Genomic DNA, 22399 nt, shown 5'->3' with positions numbered 1-22399 from the left:
GCATCAAGCACCGGCCCGGACGGAAGGACGCGCAGCGTCCCCCGAGCCCGAGTCCGCCCTGGGACGCCCCGTCCGCCGGTCCACGCAGCCGGAGGTGCCCATGAATGCCGAGGCCGTCGATCCCGCGATGCCGGGTGGCGCGACAGCGGGTCACGACACACCGGCGGGCGCACGCAGGAAGACCCGCCCCCGGCTCGACCTGCGCCGGCTGGGCCGCGCCGCGCTCCTCGGCCCCGCCGCCCGGGGGCGGCTCCCCGACGCCATCGGCCACGTGGTCGAGGCCCACCGCCAGCACCACCCCGACGCCGACCTCGACCCGCTGCGCCGCGCCTACCTCCTGGCGGAGTCCTCGCACCGCGGCCAGATGCGCAAGAGCGGCGAGCCGTACATCACCCATCCGCTCGCGGTGACCCTGATCCTCGCCGAACTCGGTGCCGAGACCACCACGTTGACCGCCTCGCTGCTCCACGACACCGTCGAGGACACCGATGTGACGCTGGATCAGGTGCGCGAGCAGTTCGGCGAGGAGGTCCGCTACCTCGTCGACGGCGTCACCAAGCTGGAGAAGGTCGACTACGGCGCCGCGGCCGAGCCCGAGACGTTCCGCAAGATGCTGGTCGCCACGGGCAACGACGTGCGCGTGATGTCGATCAAACTCGCCGACCGGCTGCACAACATGCGCACCCTGGGCGTGATGCGTCCCGCGAAGCAGGAACGCATCGCCAAGGTCACCCGGGACGTGCTCATCCCGCTGGCCGAACGGCTCGGCGTGCAGGCGCTGAAGACGGAACTCGAGGACCTGGCCTTCGCCATCCTGCACCCCGAGGAGTACGAGCACACCCGTCGGCTGATCCTGGCCAACGCGGACCGTACGGACGACCCCCTCGCCGAGGTCGCCGACGACGTCCGCGCGGTGCTCCGGGAGGCGGACATCACCGCCGAGGTGCTCATCCGGCCCCGCCACTTCCTCTCCGTGCACCGGGTGTCCCGCAAACGCGGCCGGCTGCGCGGCGCCGACTTCGGCCGCGTCCTCGTCCTGGTCGGCGAGGACGCCGACTGCTACGGCGTGCTGGGCGAACTGCACACCTGCATGACGCCGGTGGTCTCGGAGTTCAAGGACTTCATCGCCGTCCCCAAGTTCAACCTGTACCAGTCGCTGCACACCGCCGTCGCCCGGGAGGACGGCCAGGTCGTCGAGGTCCTCATCCGCACGCATCAGATGCACAAGGTGGCCGAGGCCGGAGTCGTCGCCCTGGGCAACCCCTACGCGGCGCCCCCGGAGGAGCAGTCGGCGCCGGACGGCGAACGCGCGGACCCGACCCGCCCCGGCTGGCTCTCCCGCCTGCTGGACTGGCAGCGGGCCGCCCCCGACCCCGACACCTTCTGGTCCACCCTGCGCGAGGACCTGTCCCAGGACCGGGAGATCACCGTCTTCCGCCCCGACGGCGGCGCCCTCGGCCTGCCCGAGGGCGCCACCTGCGTGGACGCCGCGTACGCGCAGTACGGCGAGGACGCCCACGCGTGCATCGGAGCCCGGGTCAACGGCCGCCTCGCCACCCTCGGCACCGTGCTGAAGGACGGCGACACGGTGCAGCTGCTGATGGGCCAGGACCCCGCGTCCGAACCGTCCCGGGCATGGCTCGACCACGCCCAGACCCCCGCCGCGCGGATCGCCATCCAGCGCCGGCTGGCCGCCCGCCCCGCCGAGGAGAGCGGCACCAGGACCGAGCATCCGGCCCGCCCCGCCCGGCCCGGCGCGGCCGAACCCGCCCCGGCGCCTCCCGCCGGGGAGTCGGCGGACCGCCCCCCGGCGGCGCACGCCGAGGTCCTGGCCGACCGCCCCGCCACGGCGGTACGGCTCGCCCGCTGCTGCACACCCGTCCCGCCGGACGAGATCACCGGCTTCGCCGTACGCGGCGGCGTGGTCACCGTGCACCGGGCCGAGTGCGCCGCCGTCACCCGCATGAAGGGGGCGGGGCGCGAGGAGGTCGGCGTGCGCTGGGGCGAGGGCGCCGAATGCCGGGTGACCCTGGTCGCCGAATCGTTCGTCCGGCCCCACCTGCTCGCCGACCTCACGGAGGCCATGGCCGTCGAGGGCGCCGAGATCGTCTCCGCGACCGTCGAACCACCCACCCAGCAGCAGGTGCGGCACACCTACACCGTGCACCTGCCGGACGCCGCCCACCTGCCCGCCCTGATGCGTGCCATGCGCAACGTCGCCGGGGTCTACGACGTCAGCCGCGCCCAGCCGCAGCCCTCGGGGGCCTGAGACCGCCCCGGGGCACCCGCCCCCGGGGCGCGCTCCGGTGACGTGAGCGCGGCGCAGGTGCTTCCGTGACGTGAGCGCGGCGCAGTGCTTCCGTGCGCCGGGATGCGGACGGGCCGCCGAAGCCGCCCGTGCGGCCCTACGGCATCCGCCCTTCGCCCCTCGCCTGTCGCCTGCCGCCTGTCGCCCCTCGCCCTTCGTGCGGACCGAGCCCCGGCCTGGGGCGGCGGACCGTCACCCGCTCCCGGTAGGCGGACGCCCCCGACGCCTGCCCGCTCGGGGGCCGGGCCCCGGCCCGCCGCGGGACGTCGTCCCGTCCACGCACCCGATCGGGTGCGTGGGAAGCGCGCCGTCGCCGCGGGGCGGGCGCACGCTGATAGCCGTGGGGCATGCCGCTCACCCCCGCCCACCGGGCCGCCCACGGCCGCGTCCTGCCCATCGCCGCCCCGCGTTCCCGCCGGAGGCGCACGGCCGCCGCGCTGCTGGCCTCGGCCGTCTCCGTCTGCCTGGTCGCGGCGAGCGCCCCGGCCGTCCCGCTGGGCGTCGGCGACCGCCTCTTCCCCCACCTCGGCAACCCCGGCTACGACGTGGCGTCGTACGACCTGCGGCTGGACTACTCCGGCCGCAACGACGCGCCGCTGCGGGCGGTCACCACCATCGACGCCCGGACCACCGCGGACCTCGACCGGATCAACCTCGACTTCGCCCACGGAACCGTCCACTCCGTGGACGTGGACGGCGAACCCGCCGCCTTCACCGGCGCCGGCGAGGACCTGGTGATCACCCCCGAGGACGGGCTGGAGCGGGGCGAGTGGACCCGCATCACCGTGCGGCACACCAGCGATCCGGTGAGCCCGGGAGACCGCGAGGGGGGCTGGGTGCGCACCGCGGACGGTCTCGCGATGGCCAACCAGGCCGACGCCGCGCACCTGGTGTTCCCCTGCAACGACCATCCCTCCGACAAGGCGCTGTTCACCTTCCGGATCACCGCCCCCGACGGTCACACCGCGGTCGCCAACGGTCTGCGCACCCACGTCGACCGCGCCGGGGGCGAGACCACCTGGACCTACCGGACCCGGCACCCCATGGCGACCGAACTCGCCCAGGTGTCCATCGGCCGGTCCGCCGTGGTCCACCGCGACGGCCCCCATGGACTGCCCCTGCGGGACGTGGTGCCCGCCGGGCAGCGCGAGAGGCTCGAACCGTGGCTGGCGAAGACCCCCGGGCAGATCGCCTGGATGGAGGACCGGGTCGGCCGCTACCCCTTCGAGACGTACGGGGTGCTCCTGGCCGACGCCTCGACCGGCTTCGCACTCGAGACCCAGACCCTCTCCCTCTTCGAGCGGGACCTCTTCACGGACCCGGCCTACCCGGAGTGGTACGTCGAGTCGATCATGGTGCACGAGCTGGCCCACCAGTGGTTCGGCAACAGCGTCAGCCCCGGCACCTGGTCCGACCTCTGGCTCGGCGAGGGACACGCCACCTGGTACGAGGCCCTCTACACCGAGGAGAAGGCGGGACGGTCGATGCAGGCCCGGATGAAGGCCGCCTACGAGGCGTCCGACCGGTGGCGCACCGCCGGCGGACCGCCTGCCGCCCCCGAGCCGCCGGACACCGGCCGCAAGATCGGCATCTTCCGGCCGAACGTCTACGACGGGGCCGCGCTGGTGCTCTACGCCCTGCGGCAGGAGATCGGGCGGGACGCCTTCGACCGCCTGCAACGCACCTGGGTCGGCCGCCACCGGGACGGCAACGCCACCACGGCCGACTTCGTCCGGCTCGCCTCCGAGACCGCTGGACGCGACCTCACCGCGTTCCTGCACCCCTGGCTGTACGGCGAGAAGACACCGCCGATGCCCGGGCACCCCGACTGGACGTCCGGGACGCGTGCCGCCGCCGGCGCGCGCTGACCGTGCCGGAACCGGGCGATAACACGGTGACGAGACGGGCCGTTCCGTGCGACCATCATCGGGACGGCACGGCGGGGCACACCGGGAATCCCACGGGGTACCCGTGCGTTGTGAACAGTGACGGAACACGTTCCGTGCACGCGTCTCGCAGCCGGAGCCCCGGAACTCCGGAGGCCATCCGGTCGCCGGGCGTCGCCGCAGACGGCTTCCCATCTACGTAAGGATCCAATGACCTCCTCTTCTTCCCCTTCCCAGGACACCCAGCGCCGCACGCAGAGCCACCCCGAGGGACTTCGGGCCGATGCCCTGATGGAAGAGGACGTCGCCTGGAGCTTCGAGATCGACGGAGAGCGGGACGGCGACCAGTTCGACCGCACCGAGCGCGCGGCCCTGCGCCGCGTCGCGAGCCTGTCCACCGAACTCGAGGACGTCACCGAGGTCGAGTACCGGCAGCTCCGTCTGGAGCGGGTGGTCCTCGTCGGCGTGTGGACGACCGGCACCGCCCGGGAGGCGGAGAACTCCCTCGCGGAACTCGCCGCCCTCGCCGAGACGGCCGGCGCCCTGGTGCTCGACGGCGTGATCCAGCGCCGCGACAAGCCCGACGCGTCCACCTACATCGGCTCCGGCAAGGCCGAGCAGCTGCGCGACATCGTGCTCGAGACGGGCGCGGACACCGTCATCTGCGACGGTGAGCTCAGCCCGGGCCAGCTCATCCACCTCGAGGACGTCGTCAAGGTCAAGGTCATCGACCGCACGGCGCTGATCCTCGACATCTTCGCCCAGCACGCCAAGTCCCGTGAGGGCAAGGCGCAGGTCTCGCTCGCGCAGATGCAGTACATGCTGCCGCGCCTGCGCGGCTGGGGTCAGTCGCTGTCCCGGCAGATGGGCGGCGGCAAGGGCGGCGGCCTCGCCACCCGTGGTCCCGGTGAGACCAAGATCGAGACCGACCGGCGGCGCATCCGCGAGAAGATGGCGAAGATGCGCCGGGAGATCGCGGAGATGAAGACCGGCCGCGAGATCAAGCGGCAGGAGCGCAAGCGTCACAAGGTGCCCTCGGTCGCCATCGCCGGCTACACCAACGCCGGCAAGTCCTCCCTGCTCAACCGTCTCACGGGCGCGGGCGTGCTGGTGGAGAACCAGCTGTTCGCGACGCTCGACCCGACCGTGCGCCGGGCCGAGACCCCGAGCGGCCGGCTGTACACGCTGGCGGACACCGTCGGCTTCGTACGGCACCTGCCGCACCACCTGGTCGAGGCCTTCCGCTCCACCATGGAGGAGGTCGGCGACTCCGACCTGATCCTGCACGTGGTGGACGGCTCGCACCCGGCGCCCGAGGAGCAGCTGGCGGCCGTGCGCGAGGTGATCCGGGACGTCGGAGCCACCGATGTGCCCGAGATCGTGGTGATCAACAAGGCGGACGCCGCCGATCCGCTCACCCTCCAGCGGCTGCTGCGCATGGAGAAGCGCTCCATCGCGGTCTCGGCCCGCACCGGCCAGGGCATCGAACAACTGCTGGCGTACATCGACCAGGAGCTGCCCCGCCCGTCGGTGGAGACCGAGGTGCTCGTCCCGTACACCCACGGCAAGCTGGTGGCCCGCGCGCACGACGAGGGCGAGGTGATCTCCGAGGAACACACCCCGGAGGGCACGCTGCTCAAACTGCGGGTGCACGAGGAACTCGCCGCCGAACTGGCGCCGTACGTACCGAGTCCGGCCGGCTGATCCAGCCGCCTCGTACGAGGAGGCCCGCCCCTGCTCCGGCAGGGGCGGGCCTTCGCCGTGGGTGCGGCAGGGATCACCGGCCGCCGTACGTCCGGCTCATGTTCTGGTACAGCGCCTCGGCGTCCCGGCCGAGCAGCGGGCCCGCGAGCCAGGTGTGGTCGGTCGGACCGATCGAGGTGTTGGAGACCAGGACCGTCCTGCCGTCGCGGACCCGGAACCACCCGCCGCCCGAGGAGCCGCCGGTCATCGTGCAGCCGATCCGGTACATCGTCGGCAGGTTCGCGGCGAGGGAGAACCGGCCGGGCGTGTCCAGGCACTTGAACATCCGCAGCCCGTCGTAGGGCGCCGCCGCCGGGTAGCCCCACGCGCCCATCCGGCCCGCCTCGGCGGCCGAGGGGGCGGAGAAGTCCACCTCCAGCGCGGCGCCGACGGTCTCCTCCAGGGACTCGCCGCCCTGCTCCGGCTTCACGTGCAGCACCGCATAGTCGTACGGCGCCCCGGCGCCCCCCGACTCCGAACCGCCCTGGATCCACCCGTTGGACGTCGACGCCCAGTCGGCCCACCAGTTGCCGTAGGGCGCGATCTCCGCCGAGGCGGCGTCGGTGAGTTCACCGCCGGGCTTGCCGAGGTCGTTGTACGCCGGGACGAAGACCAGGTTCCGGTACCAGCCGCCGTCGGCACCGGCGTGCACGCAGTGCCCGGCCGTCCACACCAGGTTGGACTTCCCGGGGCGGTTCACGTCCTTGACGACCGTGCCGGAACAGACGCTCGGACCGTCGGGGGAGTCGAAGAAGACCTTGCCGACGGGAGCGGCGTGGTCGTGGTACGGCGTCCTCTCGGCCTCCGCGCGCACCGGCGCGGGTTCCGGGTCGCTGACCCCCGCCGCCGCCCGTGCGTCCTTCGTCGAGACGGTCTTGTCGGCCTCCTCGGCGGAGCGCATCCGCTCCGGCTTCCACAGACCCTCGATCACCGGGTTGACGAAGTCCTCGGCCTCGCTGAGCCAGGTGTCCCGGTCCCAGTCCTTCCAGCCGCCGTCCGTCCACCGGTCGACGTCGATGCCGTGCTCCTCCAGCCGGTCCGTGAGGTCGGACGGGAGGGAGACCTTGCCGTCGGCGTCGTCCGCCGCCCGGGACGCGCCCGACGCCTGCCTGCCGCCCACCTCGTTCCCGGAGGAGCCGCCGCACGCGGTCCCGGTCAGCGCCAGGACGGCGAGGAGCCCGGTGGCGGCGAGGACGGTGCGGCGCCGTCCCGGCCGGCGAGCCGCGGACGCGGAGGCGGGCGAGGAGCCGGCTCCGGGTGGACGGGACATGGATCGGCGGGACATGGATCGGCGGGACGTGGACTGCCGGGACGTGGACTGACGGGACGTGGATGGACGGATTGACCTCATGATGTGGTGACCCCCCCGTTGGAACCGATGACCTGCGGTGCCGGGCGGGCGCGTGGCCGGCCCGGCTTCGTTGGATGGGTGCGTGTGTGTGCGTGTGCGCGCCGCGCGGTGCGCGCCCCCGAGCGCGGCACGGGCCGCTGCCGCTGCCGCGTACGCCGTGCCGCGCTCCCGGGCGCCGGGCGAGGCCCCTATGGCCCCCGGTTCGTTCGGACCACCGTGCCGGTCCCGCGGCCTGGGCCCTCTCATGGCCCGGGCCCGCGTGCCGACGCGCAGGCGGGCCCGGGGAGCCGGGTCACTGCCCGGCGAACTTCTCGCTGACCGCGTCGTACACGCCCTTGGCCTCGTCACCCAGCCGCGGACCGGCCAGCCAGCCCGACGTCACCGGACCGATGGACGTGTTGGAGACCAGCGCGGGCTTGCCGTCCGAGCCGTTGGCGATCCAGCCGCCCCCCGACGAACCGGCGGTCATGCTGCACCCGATGCGGTACATCGTCGGATCCGAGGCGGCGATGGACAGCCGGCCCGGCCGGTCCGCACAGCGGTACAGCGTCTGGCCGTCGTACGGCGGCGCGGCCGGGTAGCCGATCGCCGTCACGCTCTTCATCTCCGGCACCGCCGGGGCGTCGAAGTCGACCGGCAGTGCCGAACCGACCGTCTCCTCCAGCGACTTGCCGTTGCCGCCCTTCTCCGGCGTCACATGGATCACGGCGAAGTCGTGCGCGGCACCGTCACCGCCCGTGGAACCGCCCTGCTCGATCCACTGGTCCGAGGTCTGCGCCCAGTCGCCCCACCAGACACCGTAGGGAGCGACCTCCTCCTCGGCCGCGCCCTCCAGCTCCTTGGTGGACATGCCCGAGTCGTTGTACGACGGCACGAAGGCGATGTTGCGGTACCAGCCGCCCTTCTTGCCCGCGTGCACGCAGTGGCCGGCGGTCCACACCATGTTGGACCTGCCCGGGTTGGCCGGGTCCTTCACGACCGTCGCCGAGCACACCATGGTGCCCTCGGGCGAGTCGAAGAACACCTTGCCCGCCGTGGGGGCGTTGGCGTGGTACGACGGCGGCACCGCCTCCGCCTGCACCGGCTTCGGCGTGGGGTCGGTGACGCCCTGGTCACCGTCGATGTCGCTCTCGTCGACGCCCTGGTCCGGCTCCTCCGCGTCCCGCATGCGGTCCGGGTCCCACAGGTCCTCGATGATCGGGTTGATGAACTCGTTGGCCTCGCGCAGCCAGTCGTCCTTGCTCCAGTCCTTCCAGGCGCCGTCCCGCCACTTGTCGATGTCGATCCCGTGTTCCTTCAGCTTGTCCCGGATGTCGTCCGGGATCCGCAGCTTGCCGTCGTCGGCCGCGGCGGTCGCCGACGGTTCGGCGCTCGCGTCGGCGTCCCCCGAGTCGCAGGCGGTGGCGGTGAGCGCGAGCGCCGAGGCGAGCGCCACGGCGGTCAGGACGGGGGAGGTTCTGCGGCGCGGCCTCCCCCCTGAGCGGACGGTGAACGACGGCCGTGTGGATCGCATGATCTGACTCCCCCTGGTGTGGACGAACGTGGCGCAGTGGCCGTGCCCCCGGCCCCGGACCCGAACGAGTCCTGGCCGAACTCACGGTCCTGGGAACGGCACCACACACTATGCGGTTGCTGTGGGGGACATCCGACGGAACGGCAACGGTTCCGTCACGGCAGGGATCTTGAGGCAACGCGTGACCGCCGTACCGTCTCACGGGTTGAGCCAGGGGGTGCCGAGCGTCGTCCGTGTCCGCAGCGGGTGCGGACGAACCGGCGGGCCGGCGCGGACCGGCGGGCTCCGCCCTGGTCCGGCGCGATCCCGTGCGGTCCGTCCGGTCCGGCGCGCTCCGGGAACGGTGGCCGGTCCGGGAGGCAGCGGCCGGTCCGGGAGGCGGAGGCCGGCCCGGTCGCCTGGCCCGGACGGCGTGATCGCCCGTTGTCAGTGCCGGGCCGTAGGGTGGTCGCGCTATGACGAAGCCCTCACTCCCCGAACTCCTGCATGCCGCCGTCACCGCCGTCGGCGGCACGGAGCGCCCCGGTCAGGTGACCATGGCCGAATCCGTCGCCGAGGCGATCGACGACGGCTCCCATCTGCTGGTCCAGGCCGGCACCGGAACCGGAAAGTCACTGGGGTACCTGGTGCCCGCGCTCGCGCACGGCATGGGGACCCCGTCGGCCGAGGGCTGGGGGAGAGTGGTGGTCGCGACGGCCACCCTGGCCCTGCAGCGGCAGCTGGTGGAGCGGGACCTGCCCCGCACGGTGGAGGCACTGCACCCGCTGCTGCGCCGCCGCCCCGAGTTCGCGATGCTGAAGGGCCGGTCGAACTACCTCTGCCTGCACCGGCTCCACGAGGGCATGCCGCAGGACGAGGAGGAGGGCCTCTTCGACCAGTTCGAGGCCGCCGCGCCGACCAGCAAACTGGGCCAGGACCTGCTGCGGCTGCGCGACTGGTCCGACGACACGGAGACCGGCGACCGCGACGACCTCACGCCGGGTGTGTCCGACCGGGCCTGGTCGCAGGTGTCGGTGTCGTCCCGGGAGTGCCTGGGCGCCACCAAGTGCGCCTACGGGGCGGAGTGCTTCGCCGAGATGGCCCGGGAGCGCGCCAAGCTGGCCGAGGTGGTGGTCACCAACCACGCCCTGCTCGCCATCGACGCGATCGAGGGCGCCCCGGTGCTGCCGAAGCACGAGGTGCTGATCGTCGACGAGGCCCACGAACTGGTGTCCCGGGTGACCGGTGTCGCCACCGGTGAGCTCACCCCCGGCCAGGTGAACCGGGCCGTGCGCCGTGCCGCCAAACTGGTCAACGAGAAGGCCGCCGACCAGCTCCAGACCGCCGCCGAGGGCTTCGAGCGGCTGATGGAGCTCGCCCTCCCCGGCCGGCTCGAGGAGATCCCCGAGGACCTCGGCTACGCGCTGATGGCGCTGCGCGACGCCTGCCGCACGGTGATCTCCGCGATCGGCGGCACCCGCGACAAGTCCGTCCAGGACGAGGACGCGGTCCGCAAGCAGGCGCTGGCCTCGGTGGAGAGCGTGCACGACGTGGCGGAGCGGATCACCAACGGCTCCGAGTGGGACGTCGTCTGGTACGAACGCAACGAGTCCCGCGGCGGGAGCGCCTACCGGCCCGGCGGCGCCTCGCTGCGCGTCGCACCGATGTCCGTCTCCGGTCTGCTGCGCGAGAAGCTCTTCACCGAGCGTTCCGTGATCCTCACCTCCGCCACGCTGAAGCTGGGGGGCGACTTCAACGGGGTGGCGGCCTCCCTGGGCCTGGGGCCCGAGGGCAGTTCCGGCGAGGACCTGCCGGAGTGGAAGGGCGTCGACGTCGGTTCGCCGTTCGACTATCCCCGGCAGGGCATCCTGTACGTCGCCCGGCACCTGGCGCGCCCGGCCCGCGACGGCGACCGGGCCGACATGCTGGACGAGCTCACCGAACTGATCCAGGCGGCGGGCGGCCGCACGCTCGGACTGTTCTCCTCGATGCGGGCCGCTCAGCTGGCCGCCGAGGAGCTGCGCTCCCGCATCCCCGAGTTCCCGATCCTCCTGCAGGGCGAGGAGACGCTCGGCGAGCTGATCAAGAACTTCGCGGCCGATCCCCGGACCTGCCTCTTCGGCACGCTGTCGCTCTGGCAGGGCGTCGACGTGCCGGGACCGAGCTGCCAGCTCGTGGTGATGGACAAGATCCCGTTCCCGCGTCCGGACGACCCGTTGATGAGCGCACGCCAGAAGGCCGTGGAGGAGGCCGGCGGCAACGGCTTCATGGCGGTGGCGGCGACCCACGCCGCGCTCCTGATGGCCCAGGGGGCGGGCCGGCTGGTCCGGGCCTCGGGCGACCGCGGTGTCGTGGCGGTGCTGGACCAGCGGCTGGCGACGGCGCGCTACGGCAGCTACCTGAAGGCCTCCCTGCCCGACTTCTGGTACACCACGGACCGGAATCAGGTCAGGAAGTCGCTCGCCGCGATCGACGCGGCGGCCCGGCGGGCGGAGGCCGAGTCCGGCAGCGACGAGGCGTAGCCGGGGGCGGGGGGCGGACGTGCGGTGATCGCGGGTTAGCCTGTCGCGGCCGCGACAGGCTAACCCGCGATGCGGGGGCGCCCGGGCACCGGGGGCGGTCCGCCGTCGGCGTCTCCACAGGTCCTGTCCCGGAGCACACCGGGACGCGGCCCCCGAGGACGCTTGATGACGGCCCGCGACGACGGCACCGGACTCGGACTCCGGGCGCAGCGACCGGACTCCGGCTTCTGGCTTCGCCTTGGACAGAGCAGGACCCCGGAACCGGCGCAGGGGTCCCGGGGCCCGGTCGGGGGCGGGGCGGCGGTCGAGGCGGCCCCACGCGGGCTCAGACGCGCCGCAGGACGGCCACCACCTTGCCGAGGATGGTCGCGTCGTCGCCGGGGATCGGCTCGTAGGCCGCGTTGTGGGGGAGCAGCCAGACGTGGCCGTCCTCGCGCTTGAAGCGCTTGACGGTGGCCTCGCCGTCGAGCATCGCGGCGACGATGTCGCCGTTCTCCGCCACGGGCTGGCGCCGGACCGTGACCCAGTCGCCGTCGCAGATCGCGGCCTCGATCATGGAGTCGCCGACGACCTTGAGGACGAACAGCTCTCCGTCACCGACGAGCTGGCGCGGGAGGGGGAACACGTCCTCGACCGACTCCTCGGCGAGGATCGGGCCACCGGCGGCGATGCGGCCGACCAGCGGCACGTACGAGGCCGCGGGCTTGCCGGTGGTGTCCGTGGGCTGGACGGAGGCCGCCTGGTCGGAGCCACGGACCTCGTAGGCGCGCGGGCGGTGCGGGTCGCGGCGCAGGAAGCCCTTGCGCTCCAGTGCCATCAGCTGGTGTGCCACCGAGGAGGTGCTGGAGAGGCCGACCGCCTGGCCGATCTCCCGCATGGACGGCGGGTAGCCCCGCCGCTGCACGGAGTCCCGGATGACTTCGATCACCCGGCGCTGGCGGTCGGTGAGCCCGGAGCTGTCCGCCCGGATGCCGGGAGGTCGGCCCGGCAGGGAGCGCTTGTGCGTCTCGGGACTCGCGGCTTCGTTCATCACCTGCACCGGCTCGGGCCGGCCCTGGGGGCGGTCCTGGGCAGTGATGGTGGCACTGTCTGCGGTGGTGGTCACGTCGGCCCCTCTCGATGGTCTCCCTGCAGCACAACGGTAGTAGCTTTCGAAAGGTTGCGCCAAACACACGTTCGAGTGAAAAATCGCGAATTGTGGCGCGCGATCTCGGGTCGAGGTGTATTGGCTGCCGCGCTGCCTGTCGGACGCCGGTCGGACAAACGGGATCATTGGTGTACTCTCGCGGCCGGTGCGGTGACCCCGTCCGGTGCGGGCCCAGTCTGCCATCCGGCCCCCGGCCTTCCGGGAAGCGGCCCCGTCCTCCGCGAGCCCCGCGCGTCCGGTCGTGAGCTCCCGGGTGCCTCACCGGTCTTCCCCGGCCCGGGTACGGGCCTCTCCCGGGCCGCGTCCGGGAGCGCCGCGAGCGTCCCGCCGAGGCCGTGGCGCCGGGCTCCGCAGCCGCGCCGCGTCCCCCGGTGTGCGGAGCGCGACAGCGGGCACACGGGTGCTGGCGTGAGGGCGGAAAGCGACGCACGTGCACGGCGTGTATGTATGAGCCAATCCCCACATCTAGTGGTTGGATTGCTCAAGCAGCCCAGAAGTTGTGGTCCCCCGGGTCTTCCGGGGCTCGGAGATCGCCTATGCTGGTGCTGCTTCGTGGGGCCCGAGTGGCCCGGCGAGGCCATTGAGTCTGCTGTGAGGAGGGTTGGGATTTCATGCACTGCCCCTTCTGCAGGCACCCCGACAGCCGTGTCGTCGACAGCCGTACGACGGACGACGGCACGTCGATCCGCAGGCGCCGCCAGTGCCCCGACTGCTCCCGTCGTTTCACGACCGTGGAGACGTGCTCGCTCATGGTGGTCAAGCGGTCCGGGGTCACCGAACCCTTCAGCCGCACCAAGGTCATCAACGGCGTGCGCAAGGCGTGCCAAGGACGGCCGGTCACCGAGGACGCGCTGGCCCAGCTCGGCCAGCGGGTCGAGGAGGCGGTGCGGGCCACGGGAAGCGCCGAGCTGACCACCCACGACGTGGGGCTGGCCATACTCGGCCCGTTGCAGGAACTCGACCTCGTCGCCTACCTGCGGTTCGCCTCCGTCTACCGGGCCTTCGACTCGCTCGAGGACTTCGAGGCGGCGATCGCGGAGCTCAGGCAGGCGGAGCACCCCCACACAGACGGTGGGGACGGGGAAGGCGGCGGTGACCGCGAGGGGGCGGTCGCGGGGAGCCGGGAGAACGACAGCGGGTCCGGCGGGACCGGTCAGGTCCACGAACCCGCCCACGCCGCCGGCTGACAGCAGGGCCGGGCCCGGGGGACCCGGACCGGACGGGCCGGCCGGCGGCGGGGAAAGAAGCGGCTGCGGGCGAGGCGAGTGGTGCCCGCAGCACCAGACAGAACACCGTGCCACGGGAACATCGGGGCACTTCAGGGCGTTTTCGCCCGTACAGGGAGGCGGCATGACAGAGACGGCGAGCGGTCCGGCACGGAGTTCCCGCGCCAAGGGCGGCAAGACCGGCAAGGGGCTGCGGGTCGAGCGCGTTCACACCACCCCCGGCGTCCACCCGTACGACGAGGTGGCCTGGGAGCGCCGTGACGTCGTGATGACCAACTGGCGCGACGGCTCGGTGAACTTCGAGCAGCGCGGCGTGGAGTTCCCCGAATTCTGGTCGGTGAACGCGGTCAACATCGTCACCAGCAAGTACTTCCGCGGTGCCGTGGGCACGCCGCAGCGCGAGACCAGCCTGAAGCAGCTGATCGACCGGATCGTGAAGACGTACCGGAAGGCCGGTGAGGACCACAAGTACTTCGCCTCGCCCGCCGACGCCGAGATCTTCGAGCACGAACTGGCGTACGCCCTCCTGCACCAGATCTTCAGCTTCAACAGCCCCGTCTGGTTCAACGTGGGCACCCCGCAGCCCCAGCAGGTGTCCGCCTGCTTCATCCTGTCCGTCGACGACTCCATGGAGTCGATCCTCGACTGGTACAAGGAAGAGGGCATGATCTTCAAGGGCGGTTCCGGCGCCGGCCTGAACCTCTCCCGGATCCGCTCCTCCAAGGAACTGCTGTCCTCCGGCGGCAACGCCTCCGGCCCGGTCTCCTTCATGCGCGGTGCCGACGCCTCCGCCGGCACCATCAAGTCCGGCGGCGCCACCCGCCGCGCGGCCAAGATGGTCGTTCTCGACGTGGACCACCCGGACATCGAGGACTTCATCGAGACGAAGGTCAAGGAGGAGGAGAAGATCCGCGTCCTGCGCGACGCGGGCTTCGACATGGACCTGGGCGGCGACGACATCGCCTCCGTCCAGTACCAGAACGCCAACAACTCGGTCCGCGTGAACGACGAGTTCATGAAGGCGGTCGAGGAGGGCGGCCGCTTCGGCCTGCGCGCCCGGATGACCGGCGAGGTCATCGAGGACGTCGACGCCAAGCACCTCTTCCGCAAGATCGCCGAGGCCGCCTGGGCCTGCGCCGACCCCGGCATCCAGTACGACGACACGATCAACAACTGGCACACCTGCCCCGAGTCCGGCCGGATCACCGCGTCGAACCCGTGCAGCGAGTACATGCACCTGGACAACACGTCCTGCAACCTGGCCTCGCTGAACCTGATGAAGTTCCTCAAGGACGACGGCAAGGGCAACCAGTCCTTCGAGACCGAGCGCTTCCAGAAGGTCGTCGAGCTGGTCATCACCGCGATGGACATCTCGATCTGCTTCGCGGACTTCCCGACCCAGAAGATCGGCGAGAACACCCGCGCCTTCCGTCAGCTCGGCATCGGCTACGCCAACCTCGGCGCCCTGCTGATGGCCACCGGCCACGCCTACGACTCCGACGGCGGCCGTTCCCTGGCCGGCTCCATCACCTCCCTGATGACCGGAACCGCCTACCGCCGTTCCGCGGAACTCGCCGCGATCGTCGGCCCGTACGACGGCTACGCCCGCAACGCCGACGCCCACCAGCGCGTCATGAAGCAGCACGCCGACGCCAACGGCGCGGCCCTGCGCATGGACGACCTGGACACCCCGGTGTGGGCCGCGGCGACCGAGGCCTGGCAGGACGTCCTGCGCCTCGGCGAGAAGAACGGCTTCCGCAACTCCCAGGCCTCCGTGCTCGCCCCCACCGGCACCATCGGCCTGGCGATGTCCTGCGACACCACCGGTGTCGAGCCGGACCTCGCGCTGGTCAAGTTCAAGAAGCTGGTCGGCGGCGGCTCGATGCAGATCGTCAACGGCACCGTCCCGCAGGCCCTGCGCCGCCTGGGCTACCAGGAGGAGCAGATCGAGGCGATCGTCGCCCACATCGCCGAGCACGGCAATGTGATCGACGCCCCCGGTCTCAAGCAGGAGCACTATGAGGTGTTCGACTGCGCGATGGGCGAGCGCGCCATCTCCCCGATGGGCCACGTGCGCATGATGGCGGCGATCCAGCCGTGGATCTCCGGTGCCATCTCCAAGACGGTCAACATGCCGGAGTCGGCGACCGTCGAGGAGGTCGAGGAGATCTACTACGAGGCCTGGAAGCTCGGCGTCAAGGCCCTCGCGATCTACCGCGACAACTGCAAGGTCGGCCAGCCGCTCTCCGCCAAGAAGAAGGAGCAGGAGAAGGCCGAGGTCACCGAGAAGGCCGAGGAGACGATCCGCGCCGCGGTCGAGAAGGTCGTCGAGTACCGCCCGGTCCGCAAGCGTCTGCCCAAGGGCCGCCCCGGCATCACCACCTCGTTCACCGTCGGTGGCGCCGAGGGCTACATGACCGCCAACTCCTACCCGGACGACGGTCTCGGCGAGGTCTTCCTGAAGATGTCCAAGCAGGGCTCGACCCTCGCGGGCATGATGGACGCCTTCTCCATCGCCGTCTCGGTGGGCCTCCAGTACGGCGTGCCGCTGGAGACGTACGTCTCGAAGTTCACCAACATGCGCTTCGAGCCGGCCGGCATGACGGACGACCCGGACGTGCGGATGGCGCAGTCGATCGTCGACTACATCTTCCGCCGCCTGGCGCTGGACTTCCTGCCCTTCGAGACCCGCTCCGCCCTCGGCATCCACTCCGCCGAGGAGCGCCAGCGCCACCTGGAGACGGGGTCCTACGAGCAGTCCCTGGACGACGACGAGGTCGACGTCGAGGGTCTGGCCCAGTCGGCCCCGCGCGCCCAGGAGCTGAAGTCGGTGGCCCTGCCGAAGGCCGAGGCCGAGGCGGCCAAGCCGGCCCCGCAGCAGGCCCACACCAGCGCCGAGCTGGTGGAGATGCAGCTGGGCATCCAGGCCGACGCCCCGCTGTGCTTCTCCTGCGGCACCAAGATGCAGCGAGCCGGTTCCTGCTACATCTGCGAGGGCTGCGGCTCGACCAGCGGGTGCAGCTGACCCCGAGCGCCCTCAGGGCGTGATGTGACGGTTCAGGGCGGTGCAGCCGATCTCACGGCTGCACCGCCCTGGCACGTGTGGAAGGCATCGGCCGGTTCGCAGTGCGCAGTTCGCTGGCGGGGCAGAAGCCCTGGCGACATGCGTGTGCGGGCACCGGGGCGTGGCGGGCGACGCCCGAACCGGTGCCGCGGGTGAGGCCGGCCGGGGGACGGGCGGAGGCAGGAACGCCGCTCCGCCCCGCGGAAGGAAGCCGCTCCGACGGGCAGCGGTCGCACCGGGTGCCCTCCGTGTCCGGGGCCGACGCCAGTCGTACCGGGGCACCGACCGCCCGGGAGAGCGGGCCGTGTCCGGAGGCCGCCCTTCCGGATCTGCCCCAGGCCCGCCGTGCCCCGGAGGCCGGGAGCCGGGTGAATCACCTCAGCCCCCGGACGCCGACGCTCCCGCGGTCCGGGCGGCCCCGCCGGCGGTGTCAGGTCCTGCGGGCCGCTCCCATGACGCGGGTGAAGGTCGTCGGGTCCTCCTCGAACCCCCGGAGGGCGAAGTCGGCCTGCCAGGGGCCGGTGCCCTCCCGCCGGAACTCGGCGACCACGGCCGCCGTGGCACGGGGCACGGTGGAGAAGTCGCTCTCCGAGAGGACGTCGTACCCCTCGCGGATGCGCAGGCCGGGCCGGGCGACCCCGGCGAAGGTCAGAGGGCTGTGCTGCTGGATGACCACCCCGACGAGCACCCGCGCGTACCGCTCGTGCATCCGGTCCAGTTCCACGGTCATGACCTCGTCGAAGCCGAGACCCAGACCGTCCGTGCTGTCCCGGTTCAGGGTGATGGTGCCGTCGGGGGAGCGGCTGTCGAAGCTCACCACGTAGGCGGGGTCGCCGTACGGGTCGCTCGCCGGATAGGGGGCGGCGACGATGTCCAGATCGGTGGCGGGCCGTCCCGCCGGACTGGGGTCCCACTTCAGCGAGATCTCGATCCTGCCGAAGCCCTTGTTGAGGTCGTGCACCACTCTCCCCTTCCCCCTGACCGTGCCGCCCGCCGACCGATGCGCGTCCCCAACCGCCGGGCGGGCGCGGTGGGTTGTCCATCCTGCCACGCGCAGGCAAGGGTGTGCCGCACGGCAGTCCGTCCGAGGGTGACCGGCGCCACGTGTGCGGGCCTTACCATGGCGCGGTGCTGGTCAAGTGGATTCGCTGCACCGTGGTGGACCGCCGCGGGTTCGAGCGGGGGCAGCGGAAGTGGGCGGGGCTTCTGGGGGAGCCGGGGTTTCGCGGGCAGGGCGGGGGCTGGAGCCGGGGCCGGCCGGATGTGGCGCACGTGTTCTCGTTCTGGGAGAGCCGTGCCTTCTACGACTCCTTCATGGCCCGCTCCCACGACCGGCTCGCCACGGCCCAGTCCGGCACGTTCAAGGACGCTCAGGTCAGGCTCTTCGACCACCGGTTCGACGTGAAGACCGGCTTCGAGCCGCGTTTCACCGACGCCGACCTGCTGCGGGTGGCCCTGTGCCGCGTCCACGAGGAGCGCGCGGAGCACTACGTGCTGATGCAGGAGAAGGTGTGGAACCCGGCCATGGCCGGATCGCCCGGCATGATCCGCGGGATGTTCGGTCAGGCTCCGGGCAACGAGTTCATGGTGCTGTCGATGTGGCGGTCGGCCGCCGAGCACGGCAAGTACCGCACCGAGCGGGTGGAGCGGCTGGCCCTGCGGGCGCAGACGGAGGCCGATGTCGCGGCCCTCACCGGTGCTGTCGTGGACATGGAACCGACCTGGACGGTATGACGCCCGCAGGCTCCCGGAGGCGTCCCGGTGTGGTCCGTCGTGCAGGAAGTGTGTGACCTGTGCGGTATGACGTCCCTTCGGGTGCTCGTCCGGGCGTCACCCGATCTAGGGTCTTGAGCATGGCACGACCACGGCGCATCGTCCTTGTCCGGCACGGTGAATCAACGGGCAATGTTGACGACACCGTCTACGAGCGCGAACCCGACCACGCGCTGGCCCTCACCGAGAGGGGCCGGAGGCAGGCGCGGGAGACGGGCAAGCGCTTGCGCGACGTCTTCGGCGGTGAGCGGGTCAGCGTGTACGTCTCCCCGTACCGGCGCACGCACCAGACGTTGAGCGCCTTCGAACTCGACCCCTCGCTGATACGCGTGCGGGAGGAACCGCGACTGCGAGAACAGGACTGGGGCAACTGGCAGAACCATGACGACGTGCGCCTGCAGAAGGCGTACCGGGACGCCTACGGCCACTTCTACTACCGCTTCGCCCAGGGCGAGTCCGGTGCCGACGTCTACGACCGGGTCGGCGGCTTCCTGGAGAGCCTGTGGCGCAGTTTCGAGGACCCTCACCACCCCCCGAACGTCCTGATCGTGACGCACGGCCTCGCGATGCGGCTGTTCTGCATGCGCTGGTTCCACTGGACGGTGGCGGAGTTCGAGTCGCTGTCGAACCCCAGGAACGCCGAGATGCGCATGCTCGTTCTGGGGGAGAACGGCAAGTACACCCTCGATCGGCCCTTCGAGCGGTGGCGGGACCCGGAGCCGTACGGGATCACTGGATAAGGTGGCTGGGCGATGACCGCTGACTCCTCTTCCGCCGTGCGCCTGGAGCGCGCCCTGGTCAGTCTGCGTGGACTGTCGGTGGGGGACGCGCTGGGCGCGCAGTTCTTCGTGCCCGTGCACCATTCCCTCCTCAGGAGCCGGACCCTCCCCCCGGCGCCGTGGCGGTGGACCGACGACACCGAGATGGCCTGTTCCGTCGTCGCCGTGCTCACCGCGTACCGGCGGATCGACCAGGACGCGCTGGCCCGGTCCTTCGCCGAGCGCCATGACGCCGACCGGGGGTACGGCCGGACGGTCAGCCGGCTGCTGGGGCGGGTCCGCGACGACGGGGACTGGCGGGAGCCGGCCGCGCAGCTCTTCAACGGGCAGGGCTCCTGGGGCAACGGCGCCGCGATGCGGATCGCCCCGCTGGGCGCCTGGTACGCGGACGATCCCGAGCAGGCCACCCACCAGGCGGAGATCTCCGCCTACCCGACGCATCAGCACCGGGAGGCCGTGGTCGGCGCGATGGCGGTCGCCGCCGCGGCTGCCCTGGTCGCCGGGGCCGACGGGCCGCCCGGGCCGGAGGCCCTGCTGGACGGCGTGATCGGCCTGATCCCGGCCCGCAGCGCGGTCGGCGCGGGACTGCGCCGGGCCCGGGACATGCTCGACTACGGCGACGCGGCGACCGTCGCGGCCGTCCTCGGCTGTGGGCGGCGCACCACCGCCCACGACACGGTGCCCTTCGCGCTCTGGTCGGCCGCACGCTCCCTGGACGACTACGCGGACGCCTTCTGGACGACCGCCCAGGCCGGCGGTGACGTGGACACCACGTGCGCCATCGTGGGCGGGGTGGTGGCCGCAGGGGAGGCGGGGACGCCCCCCGCGGAGTGGCTGAGCGGGACCGAGGCGCTGCCCGAGTGGTTGGACGGGGCCCTGCCGGAGCGGCTGGACGCACCGAACTCCTGATCACTCGTATGCGTGACAGTCCGTGTGTGCCGGGAACTCTCTGTGACCGTTCGCCCGTTGTGAGGTCGACAGCGGCGTGCCGACGGCACCGTGCGGAGAGCAGACAGGGGCAGCCGACAGGGACAGCGGACAGCCGACAGGGGGCAGCCGACAGCGGACAGGGGGCAGCGCGCACCGGGTCGCGGTGTGCCGGAGGACACGCGTGAGGTGGGCGGGCGATGAGAGCAGGGAAAGACGGGCGACGGCGGCCACGGTGACGGGGTGACGGCTGGCAGGAAGGGGAGTGGCGGGGAGAGGGGGCGAGTGGCGTGAGTGTGCTGTGCGGCGGTGCCGTGTGCCTGCCGGTCCGCGGGCGCGCCCTGCCGCGTGCGGTGGACCGGTCGGGGCGTCCGGTCGCGCCCGGTGGCGGGCGGTTCCGCCTCCACCACCTGTCGCACGACGGCCCCGGTGGCTCCCCGAGGCCCGGGACGGGTCTCGGGGAACAGCCGGGTCCGGCGCGCGAGGGGCGTGTGTCAGCCGAGCCCGGGCCCTGCCGTTCCGGACAGCGCCTCCAGGTCGCTCCTGCGGACACGGATCACGAACCACGCGGTGGCCAGTGCCAGTACGGCCATCGCCGCGGCGGGGACGAAGGCCTGCGCGATGCCCTCGGTCAGCACCTCGTGCCCCCAGGGTGCCGGAAGCTGCTGCGTGCGGGCGAACTCCGCCTGCTGCTGCGGCGTCCCTTCGGCGAGGAAGCGCGGGATCTGCTGCTGCGCCTCGTCCCGGCTGGCGGAACCGAACACCGTGGTCAGGAGGGCCAGGCCCACCGAGCCGCCCACCTGCTGGGTGGCGTTGAGCAGTCCGGAGGCCGCTCCCGCCTCGTGCTGGGCCACGCCGGCGACGGCGGTGAGGGTCAGGGTCACGAAGTTCAGACCCATGCCGAGGCCGAAGACGAGCATCGGTCCGAGGACGCCGGTGACGTAGGAGCTGTCCGGGGTGATCAGGGTCTGCCACGCCAGCCCGAGCGCCGCGAGGGTCGAACCGACCAGCATGAAGGGCTTGGGACCGAACACGGGCAGGAAGCGCTGCGACACCCCCGCGCCCAGTGCGATCACCACGGTGACCGGCAGGAAGGCCAGCCCGGCCTCGATCGGGCTGTAGCCGAGCACGTTCTGAACGAAGAGGACGATGTAGAAGAACATGCCGAACATCGCCGCGGACAGGCTCAGCATGATCACGTAGGTGCCGGAGCGGTTGCGGTCGGCGAACATCCGCAGCGGGGTGATCGGTTCCCTGGCCCGGGACTCGATGAGGGCGAAGGCGGCCAGCAGGACCGCGGCGGCGGTGAAGGAGCCGATCGTGAGGCCGTCCCGCCAGCCCTCGTCCGCCGCTCTGATGAAGCCGTAGACGAGGGAGGCCATGCCGGCGGTCGAGGTGACGGCGCCCGCGATGTCGAACCGGCCGGTGTGGCGTTCCGACTCATTGATGTACAGCGGCGCGAGCACGGCGATCAGGACGCCGATCGGCACGTTGACGAAGAGCACCCAGCGCCAGTCGAGCCACTCGGTCAGCATGCCGCCGGCGAGCAGGCCGATGGCACCGCCGCCGGCGGAGACCGCGGCGAAGACGCCGAAGGCCCGGTTTCGTTCCGGGCCCTCGGGAAACGTGGTGGTGATGAGCGCCAGCGCGGTGGGCGAGGCGATGGCACCGCCGGCACCCTGCAGGACGCGGGCGACCAGCAGTTGCCAGGGCTCCTGGGCGAAGCCGCCGAGCAGCGACGCGAAGGTGAAGAGCAGGATGCCGGTCATGAACACCCGGCGCCGGCCCAGGATGTCCCCCGCCCGGCCGCCGAGCAGCAGCAGGCCGCCGAAGGTGAGGGTGTAGGCGCTGACCACCCAGGTCAGATCGGTGGTGCTGAAGTCGAGCGCGGTCTGGATGTGCGGCAGCGCGATGTTCACAATCGTGACATCGAGTACCACCATCAGTTGGCTCGCCGCGATCACGGCGAGCGCGAGCCCGGGATGTCCGCCCCGGCGGGCCGCTCCCGGCTTGCGGTCCTGGAGCAATGGAGAGGTTCTCACTATGGATCCCCCACAGGTCGTTCAGTGAACGCTTGCGTTCACTGTTGGTCTCAACGGTAGGAGCTCCCTGACAGTGAACGCAAGCGTTCACTTGATGGGGTGTCGTCCGGCGCGTCCCCGTCTGTGGCCGCACGACGCC

The 22399-nt window shown here is 72.0% G+C and carries 14 protein-coding genes; 9 read left to right on the top strand and 5 right to left on the bottom strand.

Translation table 11 applies throughout. The features are described 5' to 3' along the window. The first annotated feature begins 100 nt into the window (after positions 1-100). The 3 genes from ACSU53_RS07450 to hflX all read left to right on the top strand — a co-directional run bounded on the left by ACSU53_RS07450 (position 101) and on the right by hflX (position 5898). Entirely contained in the window at positions 101-2269 is a 2169-nt protein-coding gene (locus tag ACSU53_RS07450; RefSeq protein WP_437025782.1) for a RelA/SpoT family protein, read from the top strand. Between the two features lie 386 nt (positions 2270-2655). After that, positions 2656-4176, top strand: a complete 1521-nt coding sequence (locus ACSU53_RS07445) for a M1 family metallopeptidase (RefSeq protein WP_437025779.1) — start codon at positions 2656-2658, stop codon at positions 4174-4176. 228 nt (positions 4177-4404) lie between these two features. Then, the gene (gene hflX, locus ACSU53_RS07440) at positions 4405-5898 is read left to right on the top strand and encodes a GTPase HflX (protein WP_437025777.1); all 1494 of its coding nucleotides are present in this window, start codon (positions 4405-4407) and stop codon (positions 5896-5898) included. Positions 5899-5971: 73 nt separating this feature from the next. On the opposite strand, the gene ACSU53_RS07435 is transcribed toward hflX, so the two are convergent. Then, entirely contained in the window at positions 5972-7207 is a 1236-nt protein-coding gene (locus ACSU53_RS07435) for a trypsin-like serine peptidase (protein WP_437025775.1), read from the bottom strand. A 373-nt stretch (positions 7208-7580) separates the two neighbouring features. Then, the gene (locus tag ACSU53_RS07430; protein ID WP_437025774.1) at positions 7581-8801 is read right to left on the bottom strand and encodes a trypsin-like serine peptidase; all 1221 of its coding nucleotides are present in this window, start codon (positions 8799-8801) and stop codon (positions 7581-7583) included. Between the two features lie 455 nt (positions 8802-9256). On the opposite strand from ACSU53_RS07430, the gene ACSU53_RS07425 reads away from it, so the two are divergent. After that, positions 9257-11302, top strand: a complete 2046-nt coding sequence (locus tag ACSU53_RS07425; RefSeq protein WP_437025772.1) for an ATP-dependent DNA helicase — start codon at positions 9257-9259, stop codon at positions 11300-11302. A 325-nt stretch (positions 11303-11627) separates the two neighbouring features. Here ACSU53_RS07425 and lexA read toward each other — a convergent pair whose 3' ends face one another. Beyond that, positions 11628-12407, bottom strand: a complete 780-nt coding sequence (gene lexA, locus ACSU53_RS07420; RefSeq protein WP_437025770.1) for a transcriptional repressor LexA — start codon at positions 12405-12407, stop codon at positions 11628-11630. A gap of 653 nt (positions 12408-13060) precedes the next feature. Between lexA and nrdR the strand changes: the two genes are divergently transcribed. Continuing rightward, positions 13061-13636 carry a transcriptional regulator NrdR gene (nrdR, locus tag ACSU53_RS07415; protein WP_437025768.1) on the top strand — a complete coding sequence of 192 codons (576 nt, stop codon included), beginning with the start codon at positions 13061-13063 and terminating at the stop codon, positions 13634-13636. Between the two features lie 163 nt (positions 13637-13799). Next, complete coding sequence (locus tag ACSU53_RS07410; protein ID WP_437025766.1) at positions 13800-16700, top strand: vitamin B12-dependent ribonucleotide reductase; 2901 nt, start codon at positions 13800-13802, stop codon at positions 16698-16700. 469 nt (positions 16701-17169) lie between these two features. Here the strand turns inward: ACSU53_RS07410 and ACSU53_RS07405 are convergent, their stop codons facing one another. After that, complete coding sequence (locus ACSU53_RS07405) at positions 17170-17700, bottom strand: TerD family protein (protein ID WP_437033066.1); 531 nt, start codon at positions 17698-17700, stop codon at positions 17170-17172. A 167-nt stretch (positions 17701-17867) separates the two neighbouring features. Here ACSU53_RS07405 and ACSU53_RS07400 point away from each other — a divergent pair, with 167 nt between their 5' ends. The 3 genes from ACSU53_RS07400 (at position 17868) to ACSU53_RS07390 (ending at position 20200) form a co-directional block, all read left to right on the top strand. Continuing rightward, positions 17868-18473, top strand: a complete 606-nt coding sequence (locus tag ACSU53_RS07400; protein WP_437025764.1) for a YdbC family protein — start codon at positions 17868-17870, stop codon at positions 18471-18473. A gap of 119 nt (positions 18474-18592) precedes the next feature. Continuing rightward, complete coding sequence (locus ACSU53_RS07395) at positions 18593-19252, top strand: histidine phosphatase family protein (RefSeq protein WP_437025762.1); 660 nt, start codon at positions 18593-18595, stop codon at positions 19250-19252. A 12-nt stretch (positions 19253-19264) separates the two neighbouring features. Further along, complete coding sequence (locus tag ACSU53_RS07390; protein WP_437025761.1) at positions 19265-20200, top strand: ADP-ribosylglycohydrolase family protein; 936 nt, start codon at positions 19265-19267, stop codon at positions 20198-20200. A gap of 512 nt (positions 20201-20712) precedes the next feature. On the opposite strand, the gene ACSU53_RS07385 is transcribed toward ACSU53_RS07390, so the two are convergent. Then, entirely contained in the window at positions 20713-22260 is a 1548-nt protein-coding gene (locus ACSU53_RS07385) for an MFS transporter (protein ID WP_437025759.1), read from the bottom strand. Positions 22261-22399 lie beyond the last annotated feature (139 nt).

Origin of the sequence: Streptomyces sp. enrichment culture, from assembly GCF_964273255.1 — a bacterium.
Classification (GTDB): domain Bacteria; phylum Actinomycetota; class Actinomycetes; order Streptomycetales; family Streptomycetaceae; genus Streptomyces.
Note: the sequence above shows the minus strand (reverse complement) of the source record. Positions and strands in the feature narration are given on the sequence as shown.